The sequence below is a fragment of the Prevotella dentasini JCM 15908 genome (assembly GCF_000614065.1).
In the GTDB taxonomy this organism is placed as follows: domain Bacteria; phylum Bacteroidota; class Bacteroidia; order Bacteroidales; family Bacteroidaceae; genus Prevotella; species Prevotella dentasini.
Window position 1 is genome coordinate 42901 of record NZ_BAKG01000011.1, and the last position, 18346, is coordinate 61246.

General features: G+C 47.7%; 19 protein-coding genes and 1 pseudogene. 9 read left to right on the plus strand and 11 right to left on the minus strand.

What is annotated here, in order from left to right; genetic code table 11:
• The 6 genes from JCM15908_RS06855 to JCM15908_RS06880 all read left to right on the plus strand — a co-directional run bounded on the left by JCM15908_RS06855 (position 1) and on the right by JCM15908_RS06880 (position 4637).
• Positions 1–585, plus strand: a complete 585-nt coding sequence (locus tag JCM15908_RS06855; RefSeq protein ID WP_025002775.1) for a conjugal transfer protein TraO — start codon at positions 1–3, stop codon at positions 583–585.
• Positions 585–1439, plus strand: a complete 855-nt coding sequence (locus JCM15908_RS06860; protein WP_025002776.1) for a toprim domain-containing protein — start codon at positions 585–587, stop codon at positions 1437–1439. The genes JCM15908_RS06855 and JCM15908_RS06860 overlap by 1 nt, the downstream gene beginning before the upstream one ends.
• A gap of 20 nt (positions 1440–1459) precedes the next feature.
• On the plus strand, positions 1460–1921 hold the full coding sequence (locus JCM15908_RS06865) for a DUF3872 domain-containing protein (RefSeq protein WP_025002777.1): 462 nt from the start codon (positions 1460–1462) through the stop codon (positions 1919–1921).
• Entirely contained in the window at positions 1905–2414 is a 510-nt protein-coding gene (locus JCM15908_RS06870; RefSeq protein WP_025002778.1) for a lysozyme, read from the plus strand. Before JCM15908_RS06865 ends, JCM15908_RS06870 begins: the two co-directional genes overlap by 17 nt.
• Positions 2415–2533: 119 nt before the next feature.
• A complete protein-coding gene (locus JCM15908_RS06875; protein ID WP_025002779.1) occupies positions 2534–3832 on the plus strand; it encodes a hypothetical protein in 1299 nt (432 codons plus the stop codon).
• 10 nt (positions 3833–3842) lie between these two features.
• Entirely contained in the window at positions 3843–4637 is a 795-nt protein-coding gene (locus tag JCM15908_RS06880; protein ID WP_025002780.1) for a TIGR02391 family protein, read from the plus strand.
• 143 nt (positions 4638–4780) lie between these two features.
• Here JCM15908_RS06880 and JCM15908_RS06885 read toward each other — a convergent pair whose 3' ends face one another.
• From JCM15908_RS06885 to JCM15908_RS15495, 9 genes are read right to left on the minus strand one after another with little or no spacing between them, the layout of a single operon-like run.
• Positions 4781–5011, minus strand: coding sequence for a hypothetical protein (locus JCM15908_RS06885; protein WP_025002781.1), 231 nt, complete (start codon positions 5009–5011; stop codon positions 4781–4783).
• Between the two features lie 4 nt (positions 5012–5015).
• Positions 5016–5270: a DUF8466 domain-containing protein gene (locus JCM15908_RS06890; protein WP_025002782.1), complete on the minus strand. Its 255-nt coding sequence runs from the start codon at positions 5268–5270 to the stop codon at positions 5016–5018.
• Between the two features lie 27 nt (positions 5271–5297).
• Positions 5298–6572 (minus strand): PcfJ domain-containing protein, encoded by a 1275-nt coding sequence (locus JCM15908_RS06895; protein ID WP_025002783.1) that lies wholly within the window; start codon positions 6570–6572, stop codon positions 5298–5300.
• A 16-nt stretch (positions 6573–6588) separates the two neighbouring features.
• The gene (locus JCM15908_RS06900; RefSeq protein ID WP_025002784.1) at positions 6589–7119 is read right to left on the minus strand and encodes an antirestriction protein ArdA; all 531 of its coding nucleotides are present in this window, start codon (positions 7117–7119) and stop codon (positions 6589–6591) included.
• A gap of 22 nt (positions 7120–7141) precedes the next feature.
• Complete coding sequence (locus JCM15908_RS06905) at positions 7142–7558, minus strand: PcfK-like family protein (RefSeq protein WP_025002785.1); 417 nt, start codon at positions 7556–7558, stop codon at positions 7142–7144.
• A 17-nt stretch (positions 7559–7575) separates the two neighbouring features.
• Positions 7576–8166, minus strand: a complete 591-nt coding sequence (locus tag JCM15908_RS06910) for a hypothetical protein (RefSeq protein ID WP_025002786.1) — start codon at positions 8164–8166, stop codon at positions 7576–7578.
• A 12-nt stretch (positions 8167–8178) separates the two neighbouring features.
• Positions 8179–8460 (minus strand): hypothetical protein, encoded by a 282-nt coding sequence (locus tag JCM15908_RS06915; RefSeq protein WP_025002787.1) that lies wholly within the window; start codon positions 8458–8460, stop codon positions 8179–8181.
• 11 nt (positions 8461–8471) lie between these two features.
• Positions 8472–8690 (minus strand): hypothetical protein, encoded by a 219-nt coding sequence (locus JCM15908_RS06920; protein ID WP_025002788.1) that lies wholly within the window; start codon positions 8688–8690, stop codon positions 8472–8474.
• 12 nt (positions 8691–8702) lie between these two features.
• Positions 8703–8912 carry a hypothetical protein gene (locus JCM15908_RS15495; RefSeq protein WP_025002789.1) on the minus strand — a complete coding sequence of 70 codons (210 nt, stop codon included), beginning with the start codon at positions 8910–8912 and terminating at the stop codon, positions 8703–8705.
• Between the two features lie 1205 nt (positions 8913–10117).
• Here JCM15908_RS15495 and JCM15908_RS12895 point away from each other — a divergent pair.
• From JCM15908_RS12895 to JCM15908_RS06940, 3 genes are all read left to right on the plus strand, one after another.
• Entirely contained in the window at positions 10118–11458 is a 1341-nt protein-coding gene (locus tag JCM15908_RS12895; RefSeq protein WP_036892918.1) for an MATE family efflux transporter, read from the plus strand.
• Between the two features lie 48 nt (positions 11459–11506).
• On the plus strand, positions 11507–12070 hold the full coding sequence (locus JCM15908_RS06935) for a helix-turn-helix domain-containing protein (protein ID WP_025002811.1): 564 nt from the start codon (positions 11507–11509) through the stop codon (positions 12068–12070).
• A gap of 261 nt (positions 12071–12331) precedes the next feature.
• A complete protein-coding gene (locus JCM15908_RS06940) occupies positions 12332–13279 on the plus strand; it encodes an aldose epimerase family protein (protein WP_025002790.1) in 948 nt (315 codons plus the stop codon).
• Positions 13280–13655: 376 nt separating this feature from the next.
• Here JCM15908_RS06940 and uvrA read toward each other — a convergent pair.
• Together uvrA and JCM15908_RS06950 are read right to left on the minus strand one after the other, a co-directional pair.
• Positions 13656–16522, minus strand: a pseudogene (uvrA, locus tag JCM15908_RS12900) (excinuclease ABC subunit UvrA).
• Between the two features lie 187 nt (positions 16523–16709).
• Positions 16710–18305: an OmpP1/FadL family transporter gene (locus JCM15908_RS06950; protein ID WP_025002791.1), complete on the minus strand. Its 1596-nt coding sequence runs from the start codon at positions 18303–18305 to the stop codon at positions 16710–16712.
• Positions 18306–18346: the final 41 nt, after the last annotated feature.

Genomic DNA, 18346 nt, shown 5'->3' on the forward strand with positions numbered 1-18346 from the left:
ATGAGAAAGTCTCTGTTTTTCCTGTTTGTCGTGTCGCTTGCCCTCTTTGCAGGGCAGGCGCACGCCCAGCGTTGTCTGCCCAAGATGAAAGGTATACGCCTGACCGCAGGCATGGCGGACGGTTTTTATTCTCCCTCTTCCAAGAATGAAACGGGCTATTCGTTCGGGGCTTCGCTTGCCACCTACACGAAAGGCGGACACCAATGGGTGCTTGGTGCGGAGTATCTTCGTAGATACCATCCCTATCGTGAGAGCCGTATCCCTGTGGAACAGTTCACGGGCGAGGGAGGTTTCTTCTTTGGTGTGCTTTCGGACGGAAGCAAGACCTTCTTCCTCTCTGCCGGTATTTCCGCCTTGGCAGGCTATGAGACGGTCAATGGTGGAAAGAAACTGCTCTTTGACGGCTCAACGCTACGCAATAAGGACGGCTTTCTCTACGGTGGGGCTATCACTCTACAGTCAGAGACCTATCTGACGGACAGATTCGTGTTACTGCTCTATGGCAGGGAGCGTTGCCTGTGGGGAGGCTCTACGGGACGTTTCCATACGCAGTACGGTGTCGGACTGAAAATCATGCTGGACTGATGGACGCACGACAGATGAGAGAGATTCCCATTGCGGACTTCCTGAACGCGATGGGGATTCATCCGACCAAACAGAAAGGAAATTCCTTGTGGTATTCCGCCCCTTACCGCACGGAACGGACACCCTCGTTCAAGGTCGATACAGCCAAGAATGTTTGGTTCGATTTCGGGACGGGCAAAGGCGGCGACATCTTCGACTTGGCGGGAGAGTTTATCGGAAGCGGTGATTTTCTCCTGCGGGCGGCTTTCATCGCCAAGAGCGGAACGTGTCCGCTGCCTGCTTTGGAACAACCGCAAAGAAGCGAAAAGAAAGAACCCGTCTTTGAGGATATTTGGGTGCGACCGTTGCAGGACGCCAAACTGCTGGGCTACTTAAAAGAACGGGGCATCAATACCCACGTTGCCATACCCAACTGCGAGGAGGTTCGATACCGGGTGTATGGCAAACGGTACTATACCATCGGCTTTCGCAACGATGCCGGAGGATTGGAATTGCGCAACCGCTTCTTCAAGGGATGCATACCGCCGAAGGATATTTCCCTGAAGCGTAACGGCTCGGACGTGTGTTCCGTCTTTGAGGGATTTATGGATTGCCTCTCCGCTATGCTATTAGGTATCATTGCTTCGGACTGGCTTGTCCTTAATTCCGTTTCAAACGTGGAGAAGGCGGTGAAAGCCTTGCTGGGCTATGAAAGGATAGAATGCTTCCTCGACAATGACGAGGCGGGGCGAAGGACTTTTCAAAGGCTGCATGAGTGCTTCGGGGATAAGGTCATCGACCGTTCCTCCCTGTATGCCGCCCACAAGGATTTGAATGAGTTTCTGCTTTCCAAGAATGCAGGGAACAATGTATAACTATAAAACGATAACGAACAATGAAGAAGAAAATATTGAATACGATTTGGGTAATGGGAGTGCTTGCCCTTGCGGGGTTTTGTCTATCTGCTTGTAATCACGAGTTGGATATTCAGCAGGCGTACCCGTTCACGGTAGAGACGATGCCGGTGCAGAAGCGTATTGCCAAAGGGCAGACAGCGGAGATACGCTGCACGCTCAAACGGCAGGGACGGTTTGAAGACGCACGCTATACCATCCGTTATTTCCAACCCGACGGCAAGGGGGAATTGAAAATGGATAACGATACGGTCTTTAAGCCCAATGACCGTTACCCGCTCACGAAAGAGGAGTTCAGGCTATACTACACCTCCGCTTCCGCCGACCAGCAGGCGATAGACGTGTATGTGGAGGACAATTTCGGACAGACGGCAAAACTCTCGTTTGAGTTCAACAGCCAGAAGGACGAGGAAAAGGAGAAGAAGGATGAGGGTAAGAAGTAAACTTTTCGTCTTGTGCCTTTTCTGCATTTCCTGCTTACGGCTTTCTGCTCAGGACGGAAGAAATCTACTTCTATCGCTTCCTCCATTCGAGCGTGCCATTGTCTGCATCAAGCACTTCGAGGGCTTGCATACTTGGAAAGACTACCCGTATGTAGGCTATGGACACAGGCTTCTGCCCGAAGAACGGTTCACGGCGGCGATGACGGAACGGCAGGCAGACTCCCTGCTTCGGACTGACCTGATGAAGCGGCTGATGATATTCAAGGACTATGGGAAGGATGCCTTGCTTCTTGCCGTCCTGTCCTATAATGTCGGAGTGGGCAGATTGCTGGGATATGGGAAGTATGCCAAGAGTAGATTGCTACGAAAGATAGAATTGGGCGACAGGAATTTCTACCGCGAATTTATATCTTTCTGCCGATACAAAGGCAAAGTCCTGCGCGGTCTTGTTAAACGACGAAAAGTGGAGTTTGCTCTGTTTTATGTACCCTGATTATCAAATACGCCTCTTGCGACATTTTTATGCTCCGCAAGGGGCGTTCTCTTTCCATTTTATTCGAATTTCTCGTTATGAATGAGTAACTTTGCGGAAAATTTAAAAAAATAATTAGCATGGAAACATTAATCCTACCCTCAAGATTTGAGAATATAGAGAAAGTGGATAGTTTATCAAAAGATTGGGACTTAGTTAAGCTTGCGATAAGACCTGATTGTAGAGATGAAAAAAGTATTGAGAAAGCACAAAAAGCTATAGAAGTAGGCTTAAATGATGCTGCTATAAATTATATTTGGAATTTGGCGATTTATGATTTGTATCGTAAAATTATTTCCTATGGGATTGAATATTTCTCAAGTGCGATTAATTGGGAGGGTAAGAAATTAAACACCATTGAAGACTTAAGAGAAGTAAAAGATTATCAAATTATCTCTGGCACTTTTTCTCTCGGCATCATTCCACATGAGGCCCATTTCTTTCTTGAACAGTGTCGAGAAATACGGAATAATTTCTCAACAGCTCATTTCCCTATGGGTGAATTAGATAAGATAGAGACTTTTAATTTCATCAAGAATTGCATAAAGTATGTTCTTACATACGATCTACCAGCTCCAGGATTGCAAATTAAAGAACTCATAGAAAATTTGTCATCAGAAAAACTTGAGAAAGGTGAGGAGATATGTGCTATTATAGAAAATCAGTCGTCAAAAATTCATGGTCCTATTTTACATAATTTGTTTTCAAATTATATCAAACCTGATTGTAATGCAATTCTAAAATACAATGTAAAATTGATAGCTCCTTCATTATGGAATATTGTTTCCGAAGATGTAAAAAGTAGTATAGCTGTTAAGTTTGCATCTCTGCGAGAAGTTAAAGGGAAAGATGGAGCTAATGAAGCACTAAGTTTTTTAAAACTAGTTAATGGTGTTTCTTATATACCAGAATCTTATAAAGAAGTTATTTTTAAGAAACACGCTCAGTTTCTCATAGATGCTCATTATGAATGGAACAATTTTTATAATGAACCAAATTTTGCCAAAGAACTTGATGCCTTAGGATATGAAATTCCAATTGCATCCTTAAACACCTATTTAAAAGCTGTTTTATTATCTTATTTAGGAAATTGTTACGGAGTTTCTAAAGATGCCCAAGAATATAATGAAAAGATGCTTTTAAATTTAACCCAAACAGGAATAAGAGGATTGTTTAGATTAATTGACCAAAATGTAGATATCGTAAGAATTTTATCAAGTCCAGGTCCTGTTAATAGGATCAAATCCCTTATGGATTTAATAAAAGAAAAAACAATGCTCCCTGAACAACAAAAAATATTTGACTTTATTACTAAGTCTTCAAGTCGTGATATTCAAAAATACTTTGAAGAGAAATACTGGAAACTTGCAAAATTATAGGAGTTGAAATATGATAAAAACTTTTGATGATATAACCTTACGAAATCTATCAGATGCCATAGCTGGTATACTGACCCATAGCAAAATAACGGAGTATTTTGCAAACTCAAACATACAAGAACGTGGAGGTTCGAATAAAACAGATAGGGTTTATTACGCTTTCAGGTTCGTTCAGCAACAAGATAGGTGTGGGAACAATGTCTTGGCATTTGTTCAGAAACTACTTACTCCCAAGCGATATAAAGACGAGAAAGATTTTGAAAATGATAGAAGCACTATAAATGAAATTTTGTCTTATGAAGGGATAGCAATCAACGAAAGAGGAGAGATTCTCTCAGTAAAAAGGGCTAAAACAATTTCTGAAGCCCAAGAACGCTCTTCGAGATTAAAGCGAAAAGCTCAAGGCATAACGATTCATTCAGACATACTTCCTTTCTGTGAAGAAGAATGGTTAAAAGAAGATTATTTCCATGCAATTTTGGAGATAACAAAAAGTGTTGCAGATAAAATGCGACAAAAAAGTGGGTTATTCTTAGATGGTTCGGAGTTGGTTGATGCATGTTTTGGCTTAGGAAAAGAAAAGAGACCTATTATGGCTTTTAATACATTGAGAACTCCTTCAGAGGAAAGTGAACATAAAGGGTTTAGCAATTTTATGAAAGGTTTTTTTAGTATGTATCGTAATCCTAAAGCTCATACTCCGAGAATGACAGAGGATACACAATTATCAGCTATGATAGAGGTTTTAGTCGTTGCTTCTATAATTCACAACAAATTAGATATAACATATAAGACAGGATATTAGTTATTTGGCTTTTTGTTACTTTTGAGCCGTCTCAACTCACTGTCAAAAGTAACGAGGTTTTTTCATCGGGGTTTCTTTGCTCCTTTCTTTGTCCGCCCGAAGCTCACGAAAGAAAGGAGCGGTCGGCAAATCTGCCGACCGCTTTACTCTGTCCGTTCTTCTTGAACGGTTATCCGTCCCGTCCTTACTTCGGGGTGCGTGGAGAAAGTCCAATTGATTTCCTCATCGGGAAGGGTGCTGTGAACATTTCCGCCCATCACCAATCCGCAATCCTGAATGACCTTTTGCCGTGCATCCTCTCTGCTCTCGGCAACCACTTCAAACACTCCCTCGAAAATGTACCGCGTCCGTACTCTGTAAACTCTCTTCTTCATATTCTCAAAATTCAGCAATTAGTAATCTGTGTTCCTTCGGCTCTCCATTGGATAACCTGCGGTGGGTAAGCCAAAAATGGTGTGTGCCATAGCCGTATGCAAAGAACTTGTCAAGTTCCGTTTCTTCGGCTATCCGATTGACGGCTGCCCTCAATTCCTTCTCGTTGGTGGATAGGGTAATGGCATTGATTATCCTTATAAGGATATGGGGTATCTCGTCTGCCCAATTGCATACGATGCTTTCTATTTCTGCTTTCATATTCTGTGATGTTTTGGTAATTGTTTCTTATGCTGTCGCTCTCATTCTCTGCCTTATCAGTTTGCGGTTGGCATTGACAAGATTGATAATTTGGTCGTGATACTCTGTGTTTTGATTGCACACTCCTCGACTTTGCACCACTTTGAGCGTGTCCAAATTAACCTCAATCGTTTCTATCCGTTTGCCCTCAATGGTAGCCGAAAGGATAAGTGAGTTCTCTTTGAGATAGTAGGCATTGTCGAATACACAATGGTGCATTGCCACTCCTTCCTCCAAATGTTCCTGCACACTCTCCAAAACGTGGACTTGTATTGTGCCGTCCGTAAAACGGATACCAAAGAATTTGGATTTGAGTTCGTGGAAACGCTTTTCGTCCTCCATTGCTTTTTTGCGCCTCTTCTCCTTTTCTTCCTTTTCCCGTTGTTTGCGGAATTCGTTTTGTCTTAGGTCGTGTTCCCTATGTAGGTCGGTGGGGCAAACATACTTCGGGCTGTGTATGTCTTTATTCAATCTGCGGAGCATATCCACATAGTCGCACCATATCGAAATGTCCTCTATGTCATAGCCGTTGCGAGTGGCTACTTTATAGGATTGCCAACAAGCGTCAAATGCCCTCGAATTGTCAAGAAAGTATTTCAGATGCTCGGTTCTGCCTGCTTTCATCAATGTTTCCGCACGGCTGTCGGACAATAGGGCTGGAATAAGAATGGTTGGTACAATGCCGTGAAAATCATTCTTAAATCCATTCCTGCGGAGTGTGTCCGTAGCCTTGAATTTGGGATATATCTGGGAGTACGATATATGGCGGTAGGCTTCGTTATCGTTTCTCACTGCCATAGGCGAGCAATAGGAAAAGGTGTCGATGTATTTGCCCAATACTCTCTGAACGGCAACAATCGTTTTTCTTCCTTGTGCGTTCCACCAATATTGACCAATTTCAACAACGCAGGACGTTGCTTTGCATCCTTTCTCCATTTCTGCGGAGAGGAGGAACATTCTTAGTACTTGGTATTCTCCACAAGTGGTAAGTATCGTAAAGTATTGTTTCTGCCTTATCTTGCGTTCAAAGGTTTCCCTGACCTGCAACCTTGCCCTGCAATGAGGGCAGGTGCAAGTGTCCTTCGGCTTTTCCATTGTCCAACTATGCCCACAATCCATACACGTTGTGCGCCCTTTGGGCAAGCGGTAGGCGAAATGGTCTATACACTCTCTAAATGCCCACTTACATTGTGTCTTGGTTATTTGGCGTAGGTTCTTGCTCTCTGCAAGTACTGCTTTCTCAAACTTGTTTCTCGGTTTCATAATCTGTCCTCCTTAATCAGTTGTTACGAAATACAAAGCCGTCCTTATACCAAAAGTCCGTGTCGAAAAGGTCATCGGCATATTTGGAGAAGTCGAAGTAACTCAATGCAAAATCGGATAATTCATTCTCCATTTTCGCAAGTTCCTCCGCAAAATCTTCCTTGCTTGCATAATTTCCGATGTAGTCGGATTGGAAAGATTTCACAAGGCTGTAAGCGTCTTGTGTGAGTTGGGCGTTGTTGCCGTCTGCCCACACCCAAAAGGCTTCTTTCTCCGTGTCGTTCAGTCTGTCCAACTCGTCCCGAAGTTCAAAGAAGGTTTCCTCCAAATGGCTCTCGGCTATCAGACCATCGGGGATTTCCTCCCACGCTTGGAACATATATTCAGGTTCTTCCTCGTCCTCGTGTATCTCGGCACAACGCTCCATAAAGCCGTCCAAATCGTAGAAGTCCGAAAGTTCCACCCATTCGCCCTGCAATGAGCTGTTGTTGTACTTGGCATAAGTGCCTACATAGATACGTGCTTCGTTCAAATCCTTTGTGTCCATTTTTCTTTCGTTGTTTAGAGGGTTAAAACTCGAATAATGAAGGTTGGGTTATCTGCTGTTCCACCTGCTTCTCCGCTTTTGGTTTCTTGGCGGTAAGTTTGCGGTATTCCTCCGCTTGGTATCGCTCGATAGCCTTTTTCCGTGCGTCTGCTTTTTCCTCCTCTGTAAGTTCGATAGTATGGTTTACCACGACTTGGCAGTTGATGGACTTGCCCACCTCGATGTTATCCTCATCGTAATAGTGAACGGCAAGGGAATATACCTCCTCATCGGACAGACCTGCACACTCCATTCTTTGAACTTCCGTCAAGATGTAGGTAATGCACTCGTCTATATTCTTGCTCTCCTTGCGGAAACTTTCTGCAAAGAGTTCATCGTATGATGCTCTCGTTTCCAAATAGTTTTGGATAACATCCTTGAAATGTTCTGTACCTTTCATTGTCTTTGTTGTTTTTATCAGTTGAATAATGTTCCGTTGGATAGAAATTCGTAGTTGTTTGCTTCGCAACTCTCGGCAAAGGCTTCTTCGCTGAGTTGATATTCCATATCGTCCCTGCAAGCCTTGAAAAAGCCATTCAAACATCTGTCCATAAGTTCGTATAATGTGGTTTGGTCGGGAGATTTCAAAAAATCATATATAGGCTGTAATATCTCATAGTCCATATAGTAGCCCGTCAGCACACAATCGTCCGTAACAAATACACGACTCTTGCGTTTTGTCTTGTAATTGTGTCCCCAAATGGTCTTAGGTAGATACAAGTCGTTCCAATAGTTATTGACAAGGTATTTCAGAAGTCTTGTTCCTTTCAGATTGTCTTCCTCCTCGCTGTAATGAGAAGTGAAGCGATACCAATAGGTGCAACTATCGTATGACCATCTATCCACCTTGATATTGAATGTCTGTTCAAAGGCTTGCAATGTCTTTCGGTTTTCTTCGTCCCAACCATAGTTGAAATGTTCCGCCCAATGGCTGTGTGCTTTCGCTTGTGCCTCTCTTGTCAGTTCGTGGAGGTTATATACCTCGTATGTTCTTGTTTCCGTTCTCATATTCGTTTGATGCTATCGGGTTGTATTATTGATGATGTCTTCTCCATTGTCCGCAAAGACCTCGATAGTAGGTTTCCCTCCGTTTTCCTCTACGGATAGGTGTTCGGAGGTTTCATATAATGTTTCTCCGTCCGTAATGATGACTTTCTCGTTGTCCTCAAAGCAGAGTACGTCCTCACCTTGCCACGACTTGACAAGGGCAACGGCTTCCTCGTAATTCTCGGCTGTTACTTCAAATCGGGTGCGTTCCCAGCAAGTAACCTTTCGGTCTTGGTAAAAACTGAATGTTTCCATAATTCCTATATTTAGATGGTTGCTAAAATGATTTCTTGGATATGAATAGGTTCAACTTCTGAAAAGAGATAGAATATAAATTCCTTTCTGTCTTTCCGATTGAGTTCCTTGTATAGTTCCCCAAAGGCGGATATGTTTCCGTTGAGGTAAACCAATACCATATACTCGAAGATGTTGTCCACCTCGTAGTATCTGCATTGCTGTGCGATTGTTTTGCTTCTTCTTTTCATATATCTGTCTGTTTAAGAAATGAGTAACCAAAGTATTGTCCCAATGGTGAGGGCATAAGCCAAGATGTATGCTGCGATTGCCAAAACGATGGTAAGGAGTAGCCGAATAAGGAATTTCCCTGCACATATCCCTGCCAGCCAAAGCCAGACGCTTCCGCCCCAAAGGAGAGACCCTGCGAGTGCAAGTGCCACCCAAATTGATATTTTGTATCTCAGTTTCATCTTGTCTGATTTTTTTGATTTTATGCGGATTCCAGAGGTGAGGGAGTTGAGTTTCCATTTTTCATTTTCTCTGTCCTCGTGTTTCCGACATTTTTTTTATGCGTTTTTCCGTCGGGTCGGTCGTTTTCGTTTCAGTGGCGTAAAAAGGTAGGGCTTAGGACAAACAAGGTTTATGGCGAGAATACTACCTGCAATGAAATGGAAGTGTGGAGATTGTCGCCATAACGGCTTGCCGCTTCGACCTTTTTTGTCCGTGAAAGCCCGGAACTACCTTTGCCGCTGACAACGAACAACCGATCCCGATGCGAATACATAGAATGGAACGTGGAGAGGAACACCGCAGAGGACAGAGCGAAAAAATGAATGGCAGCCTTCACAAGAAAGACTGCCATAATCGTGAGGAATAAGACGAAAAGAATGAAAGCCGTTGTCTGAACAGACAACTATTAGAAAAGAAAAACGGAGAAAGTTTCGTCTTTCTCCGTAGATAATATTACCTTTGCAATAGGTTATTCGAGTTATGCAAAGCGTTGTGTGTCATTGCAGAAGATAGGTCGCTAAATCATTACCTGCTGAAAATCATAACTCAAAAGGCTGTTCATAGCCAATTACTTAGACCTAAATGATAGATTTTTCATAGAAAAGTACGTACGTTTTCACCTAAAAGTACGTACGTTTTCACCTAAAAGTACGTACGTTTTCACCTAAAGGTACGTACTTTTTCCATAAAAAGTATATACCTTTTTCTAAAGTTATAATTATAGATTTCAAAAACATAATTATGCTTTCTATAAAAGGTATAGATGTTTCTCCAAAAACGTAATTATGTTTTTTCTAAATTGTACGGTCGTTTCAATGAAAATGTGCTGTCGTTGTTCTGAAAATGTGCGGTCTTTCCTGCTAAAAGCCAGTGTCAGGCTCACATTCGCGCAGGGACTTGTCGCCCGTTTCTGCCCGGAAGCAGGACTGGGACATATACCGGGCAGGGATGTGCGGGCGTACTGGAAGACATGGGACTGACCGTGCCATAAGCGGGCAGCAGGCGTGTGGGGACAAGCCGCAGCAGTTGGCCGGTTCCCCGCAGCCGCCCCTGTATGGGACTCCGGCGGCAACAATTTTCGGCGATTGGGGAATTTACACCCCCGAACCCACGTTATTTACTACCTTATTTAGTACCTTTGCGATGGAATTAGGATAATGATGCTATGCACGGACATACGGACAACTATACGTTCCTGACGCAGGGACCGGTACACCGCGTCATCCTGACGATGGCGGTACCGACCATCATCTCGATGCTCGTAACGAGCCTTTACAACATTGCCGACACGTTCTTTGTCGGCCAGATAGACACGCAGTCTACCGCAGCGGTGGGCATCGTCTTCTCACTGATGTTCTTCGTTCAGGCTACGGGATTCTTCTTCGGGCACGGGTCGGGCAACTACATCTCCCGGGAGCTGGGTGCGCGTCGGCACGACAACGCCGTGCGCATGGCCTCCGCGGGCTTTTTCCTCTCGTTCGTCTTCGGTATGGCGATATTGCTGCTGGGCGAGCTTTTCCTCACGCCGCTTTCACTTTTCCTCGGGAGCACGCCCACCATCCGCCCCTATACCGAGGACTATATGGGCATCATCCTGCTCGGGGCACCGCTGCTGACCTCCTCGCTGACGCTGAACAACCAGATGCGCCTGCAGGGCAATGCCGGCTATGCCATGTACGGCATCGTGGTGGGAGCCGTGCTCAATGTCGCGCTCGACCCCGTCTTCATCTTCGGCCTCGGGATGGGGGTGCGCGGAGCGGCCTTGGCTACCGTTGCGGGGCAGCTGGTTTCGTTCGTCGTTCTCCTGTATATGTCCCGCCGGGGCGAGAACATATCCGTCAGTCTTCGCCGTTTCAGCCTGTCGTGGCCGCTGCTGAAGGAGATTTTCTATGGCGGAAGCCCGTCGCTGATGCGGCAGGGGCTTGCCTGCGTGGCTACGATGACGCTTAATGTCGCTGCCGGAGCATACGGCGACTCTGCCATCGCCGCCATGAGCATCGTCAACCGGATAGCGATGCTCGTCTTCGCTGCCGTAATCGGGTTGGGTCAGGGCTTCCAGCCCGTCTGCGGATTCTGCTACGGTGCAGGGCTTTTCGCGCGGCTGAAGTCGGCCTACCGTTTCACGGTCATGGTCGGCACGCTCTTTCTTGTGGTCTGTGCCGTGGCCGGGTGGCTCTTCAGCGGTTCGCTGATAGGCATATTCCGCAACGACCCCGATGTGATAGCCGTCGGGGTGGTGGCCCTCCGCTTTCAGCTCTCCACCTTTCCGCTGAATGCGTTTATCCTTGCGAGCAACATGATGGCGCAGACGTGCAGGATGCCATGGCGTGCCAATTTCCTTGCCGCTGCCCGGCAGGGACTGTTCTTCATTCCGCTTATCGTGCTGCTTCCTCTCCGTTTCGGACTCTTGGGCGTGGAGATGTGTCAGGCCGTCAGCGACTTCCTCTCTTTCGTGGTAACGGTGCCCATCATGGTCTGCATCTTCCGCGAAATGAAGTCGGAGTGAAGCTCCCTCCACGATATTCCTCACCATCTAACCGTCAATATCCGCACAATGACAACACTGCATATAAAGAATATGGTCTGCGACCGCTGCAAGATGGCAGTCGGTATGGTTCTTACCGCTGCCGGGCTTCATCCGCTCAGCATAGAGCTGGGCGAGGTCTCGGTGGAGGAGGACGTCTCTCCCGACCGCCTCGGGCTGCTCCGCGAGTCGCTCGGCAGGCTCGGGTTTGAGCTTCTCGGCGACAGGCGGCAGCAGATTGTCGATGCCGTGAAAAGCGCGCTCATCCGCCTCGTGCGCTATGGCGACAATCGCTCACGGCAGACCGTCAGCAGCTACCTTTCGTCGGAGCTGCATCAGGACTACAGTGCCCTGTCCAGACTCTTTTCGGAAGAAGAGGGAAAAACCATCGAGCGGTATTACATCGAACTCCGCATAGAGCGCGTGAAGGAACTCATCGGGTATGGCGAGCTGACGCTGACGCAGATAGCCCTGCAAATGAACTATTCGTCGACGGCCTACCTGTCCAGCCAGTTCAAGAGCGTAACCGGCATGACCCCCTCGCAGTTCAGGGCGGCGAAAGGCAGTGTCCGCAAGAGTCTTGACAAGGTGTAGCGGTGGTATGGCGATAGGCTGATGGCCTGCTAAGTCCGGCAGCTTTGTTCGTCCGTTGCGGGGGGCAGGAATGGCATTTGTGTCTGAATATAGCGGCCGCGGTGTGGAATATCCTTCAAGGGAGAAGACCATTTCAATGTTTTCGGCTTAACTTTTCCGCCGAACCGGCACCTTTATCGGAAAAAATGTGTAAGTTTGCAGTGGAATAGGGATGCTGCCCGATGCGGACAGCCTTGCCCCGATAACTAAAGACAATATACAATGAAGCACTTTCTTACTATATGGATGGCCTGCCTGACAGCACTGGCTGCCCATGCCCAGACTCCCCGGACATTCCGGCTGACCAACGGAAACGGCATGGAGGCTGTGGTAAGCAACTATGGCGCGCGCCTGATGTCGCTGACAGCGCATAACTGGAACGGACGACTGGAACCCGTCGTAAAGGGTTTCGACAGCGTAGACGACTACCGCCAGCTGCCTACGCTCGGGGCAACGCTCCTGAATTTCACTTCGACGACTGCCGACGCACTGGCGGACAATACATGGGATGTAATCAGTTCGGATAACCAGTCGGTCGCCATGCGCTGCACAGCCGATTGTGGCGAACCGGGCAGCGGAGGTAAGGCTAACATTTCCGTAACCTATACGCTGACCGACCAAAACGCCCTTGACATAGACTACCGCGTAACTTCTACCGTGCCTGTCCCGTTGCGCCTGACCAACGGCATAGTCTTCAATCTCTCGGGCGACGGTCATCGGTCCATCCTCAGGCAACATCTATGGTTGGACGCTGCCAAGCATAACCTGCTGGACGACAGGCGGCAGCCCTCGGGCACGCTGCAGCCTGTCCGCAATACGCCCCTGAACTTCCTCCGCCCACGCGAGATAGGCGACCGCATCGGGCTGCTGGGCGAGGGCTATTGCCATGCTTTCCAACTGCGCCATCCCGACAATATGCAGAAGCCGGCAGCTATCCTGTTCGATGCCCAGAGCGGCAGGTCGATGACGGTGTACGTTGCCGAGCCAACCTTGAAGGTGAATACGTATGGCAGCCAGAGCAACGGCATTTCGTTTCAGCCTCTGCACAGCGGATTCAACGGCAGTGGGGAGGCCATCGACAACATCCTCCGCCCCGGGCAGGTATTCCATACCGCCACGGTATTCCTTTTCGCTACAGACCCTCCTCTGATAATGAAGACTGCGAAATGACGCCTTGCATGTCTCGGCCTGCATGACAGGCAGTGGGAGGAGGCGGGCATCTCCGAATGGCAGAATATCCGAACCGTATTTTTAGAACGGCACTTTGGCATTGTCAGAGTGCCGTTTTCGGGGTGCGAAAGTGCCGTTTTCAGCTCGCGAAAGTGGCACTCTCCAAAGTGTCCTTCCAAAAGCTTTAAATCTTTTATGCGAAAGTTGGCTAAGTGTTCTCCAAAAAACTCCCAAGCAAGGGCGATACTCTTGCTTGGGAGCTTATAATAGTCCGGTTTGTAACGACTCAAATTTCCTTTCTGTAAAAGAGCGGATGCGGCAGGCTTGCTCCAAGACGGAAAAGGCGGCGGAATTGGTTGCCCTTGGCAACATGAGGCTATAGGGCTGGGGCAGAAGGCGTCTGAAGTTTCTCTGAAAGATACTTTCCCGTGAGGCTCCTGCCGCAGGCGGCAACATCTTCCGGCGTACCTGCTGCAACGAGGCGGCCTCCCTTGTCGCCCCCTTCGGGGCCAATGTCCAACAAATAGTCTGCACATTTAATGACATCCATGTTGTGCTCAATGACCAGAACGGTGTGCCCCTTGCTGATGAGCGCATTGAAGGCTGCAAGAAGCCGTCGTATGTCGTGGTAGTGCAGCCCCGTGGTAGGCTCGTCGAAGATGAACAGCGTAGGCTCCTGACGTTCCTGCCCGATAAAGTAGGCGAGTTTTACGCGCTGGTTTTCGCCACCGGAGAGAGTGGAGGAGTTTTGCCCGAGCTTTATATAGCCGAGTCCGACGTCTTCGAGCGGTTGCAGCTTGCCTGCTATGCCTTTCTTTTTGTATTTGCCGAAGAACTCTATCGCCTCCGAAACCGTCATGTCAAGCACGTCGCTGATATTCTTGCCGTTAAAGCTCACGTCGAGAATCTCACGCTTGAACCGCTTGCCATGACATTCTTCGCACTCGAGTGTCAGGTCTGCCATGAACTGCATCTCAATGGTTATCACCCCTGCTCCCTTACATTCTTCGCATCGCCCTCCCTCGGTATTGAAGGAGAAGTATTGCGGCGTGAACCCCATCTGTTTGGAAAGCGGCTGTTCGGCATAGAGCTTTCGTATCTCATCGTAGGCCTTCACGTAGGTGGCAGGGTTGGAACGGGTACTTTTGCCGATAGGGTTCTGGTCTACGAACTCTACATGCCTGATTTGGTCAATATCTCCTGACAGGGAAGAATATTCCCCGGGAATTTCTGCAACTTCGTCTAACCGCCGTTTCAGGGCCGGATAGAGTATGCCCCTGACCAGCGACGACTTGCCGCTGCCGCTGACACCCGTAACTACGGTGAACGCGTTGAGAGGTATCTTTACGTCTATTCCCTTGAGGTTGTTCATCCGGCAGCCTTTTAGCTCAATGGCCATGTTCCATGGTCTTCTTGAGAGCGGGATGCTTATTTTCTCTGTCCCCGTCAGATACTTGATGGTGTAGGAGCGTGGGTATTTTTCAAGAAGTTCCTTGTTGGTATGCGAATTGTCGCTGGCAGCGGATAGGGTGGGGGGATTTTTCCCTCGTAAACGATTTCTCCACCCAGACGTCCTGCGTCCGGCCCGACGTCGATGAGATAGTCGGCAGCCCGCATGATTTCCTCGTCGTGTTCAACTACCACTACCGTATTGCCCAGTCCTTGCAGTTCTTTCAGCACTGCTATAAGGCGGTCGGTATCGCGGCTGTGCAGACCGATGGAGGGTTCGTCCAGAATATAGAGTGAGCCGACTAATGAAGAACCCAGCGATGTTGTCAGATTGATGCGCTGACTCTCTCCGCCACTGAGCGTGCTTGACTGGCGATTGAGCGTCAGATAGCCCAATCCCACTTCTACCAAAAATTGTAATCGGCTGTTGATTTCAGCCAACAGGCGTTTGCTGACCTTGGCTTCGTGCTCGGTCAGTCTAAGTTCCCGGAACCATTCCTGAAGGTTGCCGACAGGCATTTCCACGAGGTCTGTTATTGCCATTCCGGCTATTTTTACCCATGTTGCCTCTTTTTTCAGTCTTCGTCCGTGGCAGTCGGGGCATACGGTTTTGCCCCGATAGCGGCTCAGCAGCACCCGGTATTGAATCTTGTACTGATTGTCTTTCACCATTTGGAAGAAAGAATCAATGCAGATGCGCTCGTTGTCTGGCGTATGCCTGTCGCTTGGCAGACCATGCCAGAGTTGTCCCTTCTCTTCCGGTGTCAGCTCAAAATATGGCTTGAAGATGGGAAAATTGTCAATGGCTGCCCGTCGGCAGAACTCATCCTGCCATACTTTCATCTTGTCTCCGTGCCAGCATTGCACACAGCCGTCATAGACCGACAGGGACGAGTTGGGGATGACGAGACGCTCGTCTATGCCGATGACCCGTCCGAATCCTTCGCAGGTGGGACATGCGCCCAAGGGTGAGTTGAAGGAGAACATGTTGTCGTTCGGGTCTTCAAACCTGATTCCGTCAGCTTCAAAACGCGTGGAGAAGTCATAAACGATATTGGATGGGAGAAACAACAACCGCAGCGATCCGTTTCCCTCATAGAAAGCCGTTTCACAGGAATCGGTCAGTCGTGAGATGGCATCCTTGGATTCATCGACAGACATGCGTGTGATGACCAGATAAACATTTTCTCCGGAAACAGTTTCGTCTTCCAGATGCTCTGCCAGCCAGTCTTCTATGCGCACGAAATCACCATTTGTGTAGATTCGGGAATATCCCTCCTGTACCTCCATCTCCAGTTGCTGCTGCACAGACCGTCCTTCGACGACATGCAAGGGGGCGAGAATGCAGAACTTGGTGCCCGGTGAGTATTCCTGAGTCTTGTCAATGACGTCTTCTACCGTGTGCCGTTTCACCTCCTCACCGCTCACTGGGCTATATGTCCGTCCGATTCGTGCATAGAGCAATCGGAGATATTCGTAGATTTCAGTTGATGTACCTACGGTAGAGCGAGGGTTGCGCGCTATGACTTTCTGTTCTATGGCAATGGCAGGAGGGAGACCTTTTATAAAGTCAACTTCCGGCTTCGACATCCGGCCGAGGAACTGCCGGGCATAGGCAGAAAGGCTTTCAACATATCTTCTTTGTCCTTCGGCATATAATGTATCGAAGGCGAGCGATGATTTTCCCGAGCCTGACACGCCTGTTACGGCAATGAACTTGTTTCGGGGAATCCTCACGCTGATATTCTTCAGGTTGTTTACCCTTGCACCTCGTATTTCTATGTACTTGTCCATGTTGTTTCTGTTTGGTCTGCCAGATGGCTCTGGGCTGAAAATCTCCTGCAAAATTACAAAAAAGATTTTGATTTCTTTCCAAAACACTGATGTACATCTTTGACAGGTATTTCCGGGATGAAATAATCCCGGAACTTTCTTGCAAGAATGTCCCGGGATTGCTATGAGTAATGTTTTAAGCGGATAATCAGAAATGATAGCCTAGTGTCAGTAGGAGTTGACTCCTGTTGTTGTCTACTTTGGTCGGCGTTGGTATGTTGGTGAGGGTTGTAGAAGTGGCATTATCTCTGACGGCCATAGACGAGAAAGGATAGAAGTCGCCTTGCTGTGAGCTGTATTGGTAGGCAAGGTCTACGTTGAATTTCTCTATCTGATAGCCCAATCCAAAGGTGAAGCGGTTGGTTGATTTCCAGTTGACAAAGTCGGTTGCCGAAGAATAGCTGGAACCGAGTGATGCCAAGCCTGTGTCTTTCTGTCCATTCTCCTCGTATGCCGGGCTCAAGTAGTTGTAGCCAAAACGGACAGCGAAGTTGCTGATAGGTTTGTATTCCATACCAAACTTAAGCGTGCTGACGCCCTTCAGTGTCTTCTTGGTGTGATCGTTCATGGCTGCATCCCTGAAGGTTGTCTCGTAGCCATCGACACCATTGATAATTCGTGTGTTGATGCTGCCATAGTCCTCGTACTCATAGGTGAGACCCATAGCAAGGTAGTTGCCGACGGTATGCCCCAGCGACAGGCCAAACTTCCACGGAGTCCAAATCTTATAGTCATAAGAGTTGCTGATGTTGCCTTTATCGTATAATCCGCCCTCCGTGGCATTGTTGTTTATCTTGGAGTAGTTGGAGGTGGTCAGGTCGTACCATGTCGGGGTCTTCATGTACACACCGATGCGGAAAGGTGAATTGTCAACGGGGCGGAAAATGGCACCTGCCGTGATGTCTACGCCCGTGCCGGTAATCTTACGCTCGTCAGAGTAGTTTATCTGGCCGAGACCGTCTGACAATTTCTCGCGGTATTCGCTATATCCTTTGTAATGTACATCCTTGATGCCAAACGTTATGCCAAGAAATATCCGGTTGTGGATGTTGCCGCTGATGTTGAAATCGTAGTTACCGATATATCCTGTATGGGCACGATTGAAAGCATAGCTGTCAGCCAAATAGTTGTAGCTCTTGCTATCTTTGGCATCAGGTATCATGGTATTCCAGTAAAGAAAGTCGGTTTGGCTCCATGTGAAAGCGGTGCTGTTGCTGTTGTCGTCCACGTAGCCATTGTAGTATCCGTCCTTATCCTTTCCTACCGAGAAGCCACCATTAGCCTCAGCTCCTAAGAATCCTTTCAGGTAAGACTGGGTGTTTTGAGAGGCATTATGCAATGAGTTGGAAGCATTCAGAATATAGTCGAAATTCTTTCCCTTGTGGTAGTTGAAGGCGAAGTTCAGAAAGGAGTTTCGTCTGGTACGGGTCGAATAGACCACTCCAATTTGGTCGAAGCTGGCATTTGTCTTGTTGCCATTGGCAAATTCCGTTCCTTTTCCCTGCATGACCAGTCCGCCACTTGCGGAGACGGTATTGTGCCGGAAAAGTCCGATACCGGCAGGGTTGCTTCCAATTGTGGAAATGTCTGCACCCAAAGCTTCCAATGCACCACCCATGCCGACATATCTTGCTGTACCATTAAGGTCGTTTTCTATGAGTTTTGCGTTTTCGTAAGTTTCCTGTGCTGCCAAGGGTAATGTCATCAGTGTTGCCGCAGTCAATATAAAGTGTTTTGCATTCATCGTAGTTTATGCTTTTTGTTAGTTCAACAAATATCTGTGTC

Coding starts and splice junctions, on each gene's coding strand:
- JCM15908_RS06855 (WP_025002775.1), top strand. CDS start 1: ATGAGAAAGTCTCTGTTTTTCCTGTTTGTCGTGTCGCTTGCCCTCTTT.
- JCM15908_RS06860 (WP_025002776.1), top strand. CDS start 585: ATGGACGCACGACAGATGAGAGAGATTCCCATTGCGGACTTCCTGAAC.
- JCM15908_RS06865 (WP_025002777.1), top strand. CDS start 1,460: ATGAAGAAGAAAATATTGAATACGATTTGGGTAATGGGAGTGCTTGCC.
- JCM15908_RS06870 (WP_025002778.1), top strand. CDS start 1,905: ATGAGGGTAAGAAGTAAACTTTTCGTCTTGTGCCTTTTCTGCATTTCC.
- JCM15908_RS06875 (WP_025002779.1), top strand. CDS start 2,534: ATGGAAACATTAATCCTACCCTCAAGATTTGAGAATATAGAGAAAGTG.
- JCM15908_RS06880 (WP_025002780.1), top strand. CDS start 3,843: ATGATAAAAACTTTTGATGATATAACCTTACGAAATCTATCAGATGCC.
- JCM15908_RS06885 (WP_025002781.1), bottom strand. CDS start 5,011: ATGAAGAAGAGAGTTTACAGAGTACGGACGCGGTACATTTTCGAGGGA.
- JCM15908_RS06890 (WP_025002782.1), bottom strand. CDS start 5,270: ATGAAAGCAGAAATAGAAAGCATCGTATGCAATTGGGCAGACGAGATA.
- JCM15908_RS06895 (WP_025002783.1), bottom strand. CDS start 6,572: ATGAAACCGAGAAACAAGTTTGAGAAAGCAGTACTTGCAGAGAGCAAG.
- JCM15908_RS06900 (WP_025002784.1), bottom strand. CDS start 7,119: ATGGACACAAAGGATTTGAACGAAGCACGTATCTATGTAGGCACTTAT.
- JCM15908_RS06905 (WP_025002785.1), bottom strand. CDS start 7,558: ATGAAAGGTACAGAACATTTCAAGGATGTTATCCAAAACTATTTGGAA.
- JCM15908_RS06910 (WP_025002786.1), bottom strand. CDS start 8,166: ATGAGAACGGAAACAAGAACATACGAGGTATATAACCTCCACGAACTG.
- JCM15908_RS06915 (WP_025002787.1), bottom strand. CDS start 8,460: ATGGAAACATTCAGTTTTTACCAAGACCGAAAGGTTACTTGCTGGGAA.
- JCM15908_RS06920 (WP_025002788.1), bottom strand. CDS start 8,690: ATGAAAAGAAGAAGCAAAACAATCGCACAGCAATGCAGATACTACGAG.
- JCM15908_RS15495 (WP_025002789.1), bottom strand. CDS start 8,912: ATGAAACTGAGATACAAAATATCAATTTGGGTGGCACTTGCACTCGCA.
- JCM15908_RS12895 (WP_036892918.1), top strand. CDS start 10,118: ATGCACGGACATACGGACAACTATACGTTCCTGACGCAGGGACCGGTA.
- JCM15908_RS06935 (WP_025002811.1), top strand. CDS start 11,507: ATGACAACACTGCATATAAAGAATATGGTCTGCGACCGCTGCAAGATG.
- JCM15908_RS06940 (WP_025002790.1), top strand. CDS start 12,332: ATGAAGCACTTTCTTACTATATGGATGGCCTGCCTGACAGCACTGGCT.
- JCM15908_RS06950 (WP_025002791.1), bottom strand. CDS start 18,305: ATGAATGCAAAACACTTTATATTGACTGCGGCAACACTGATGACATTA.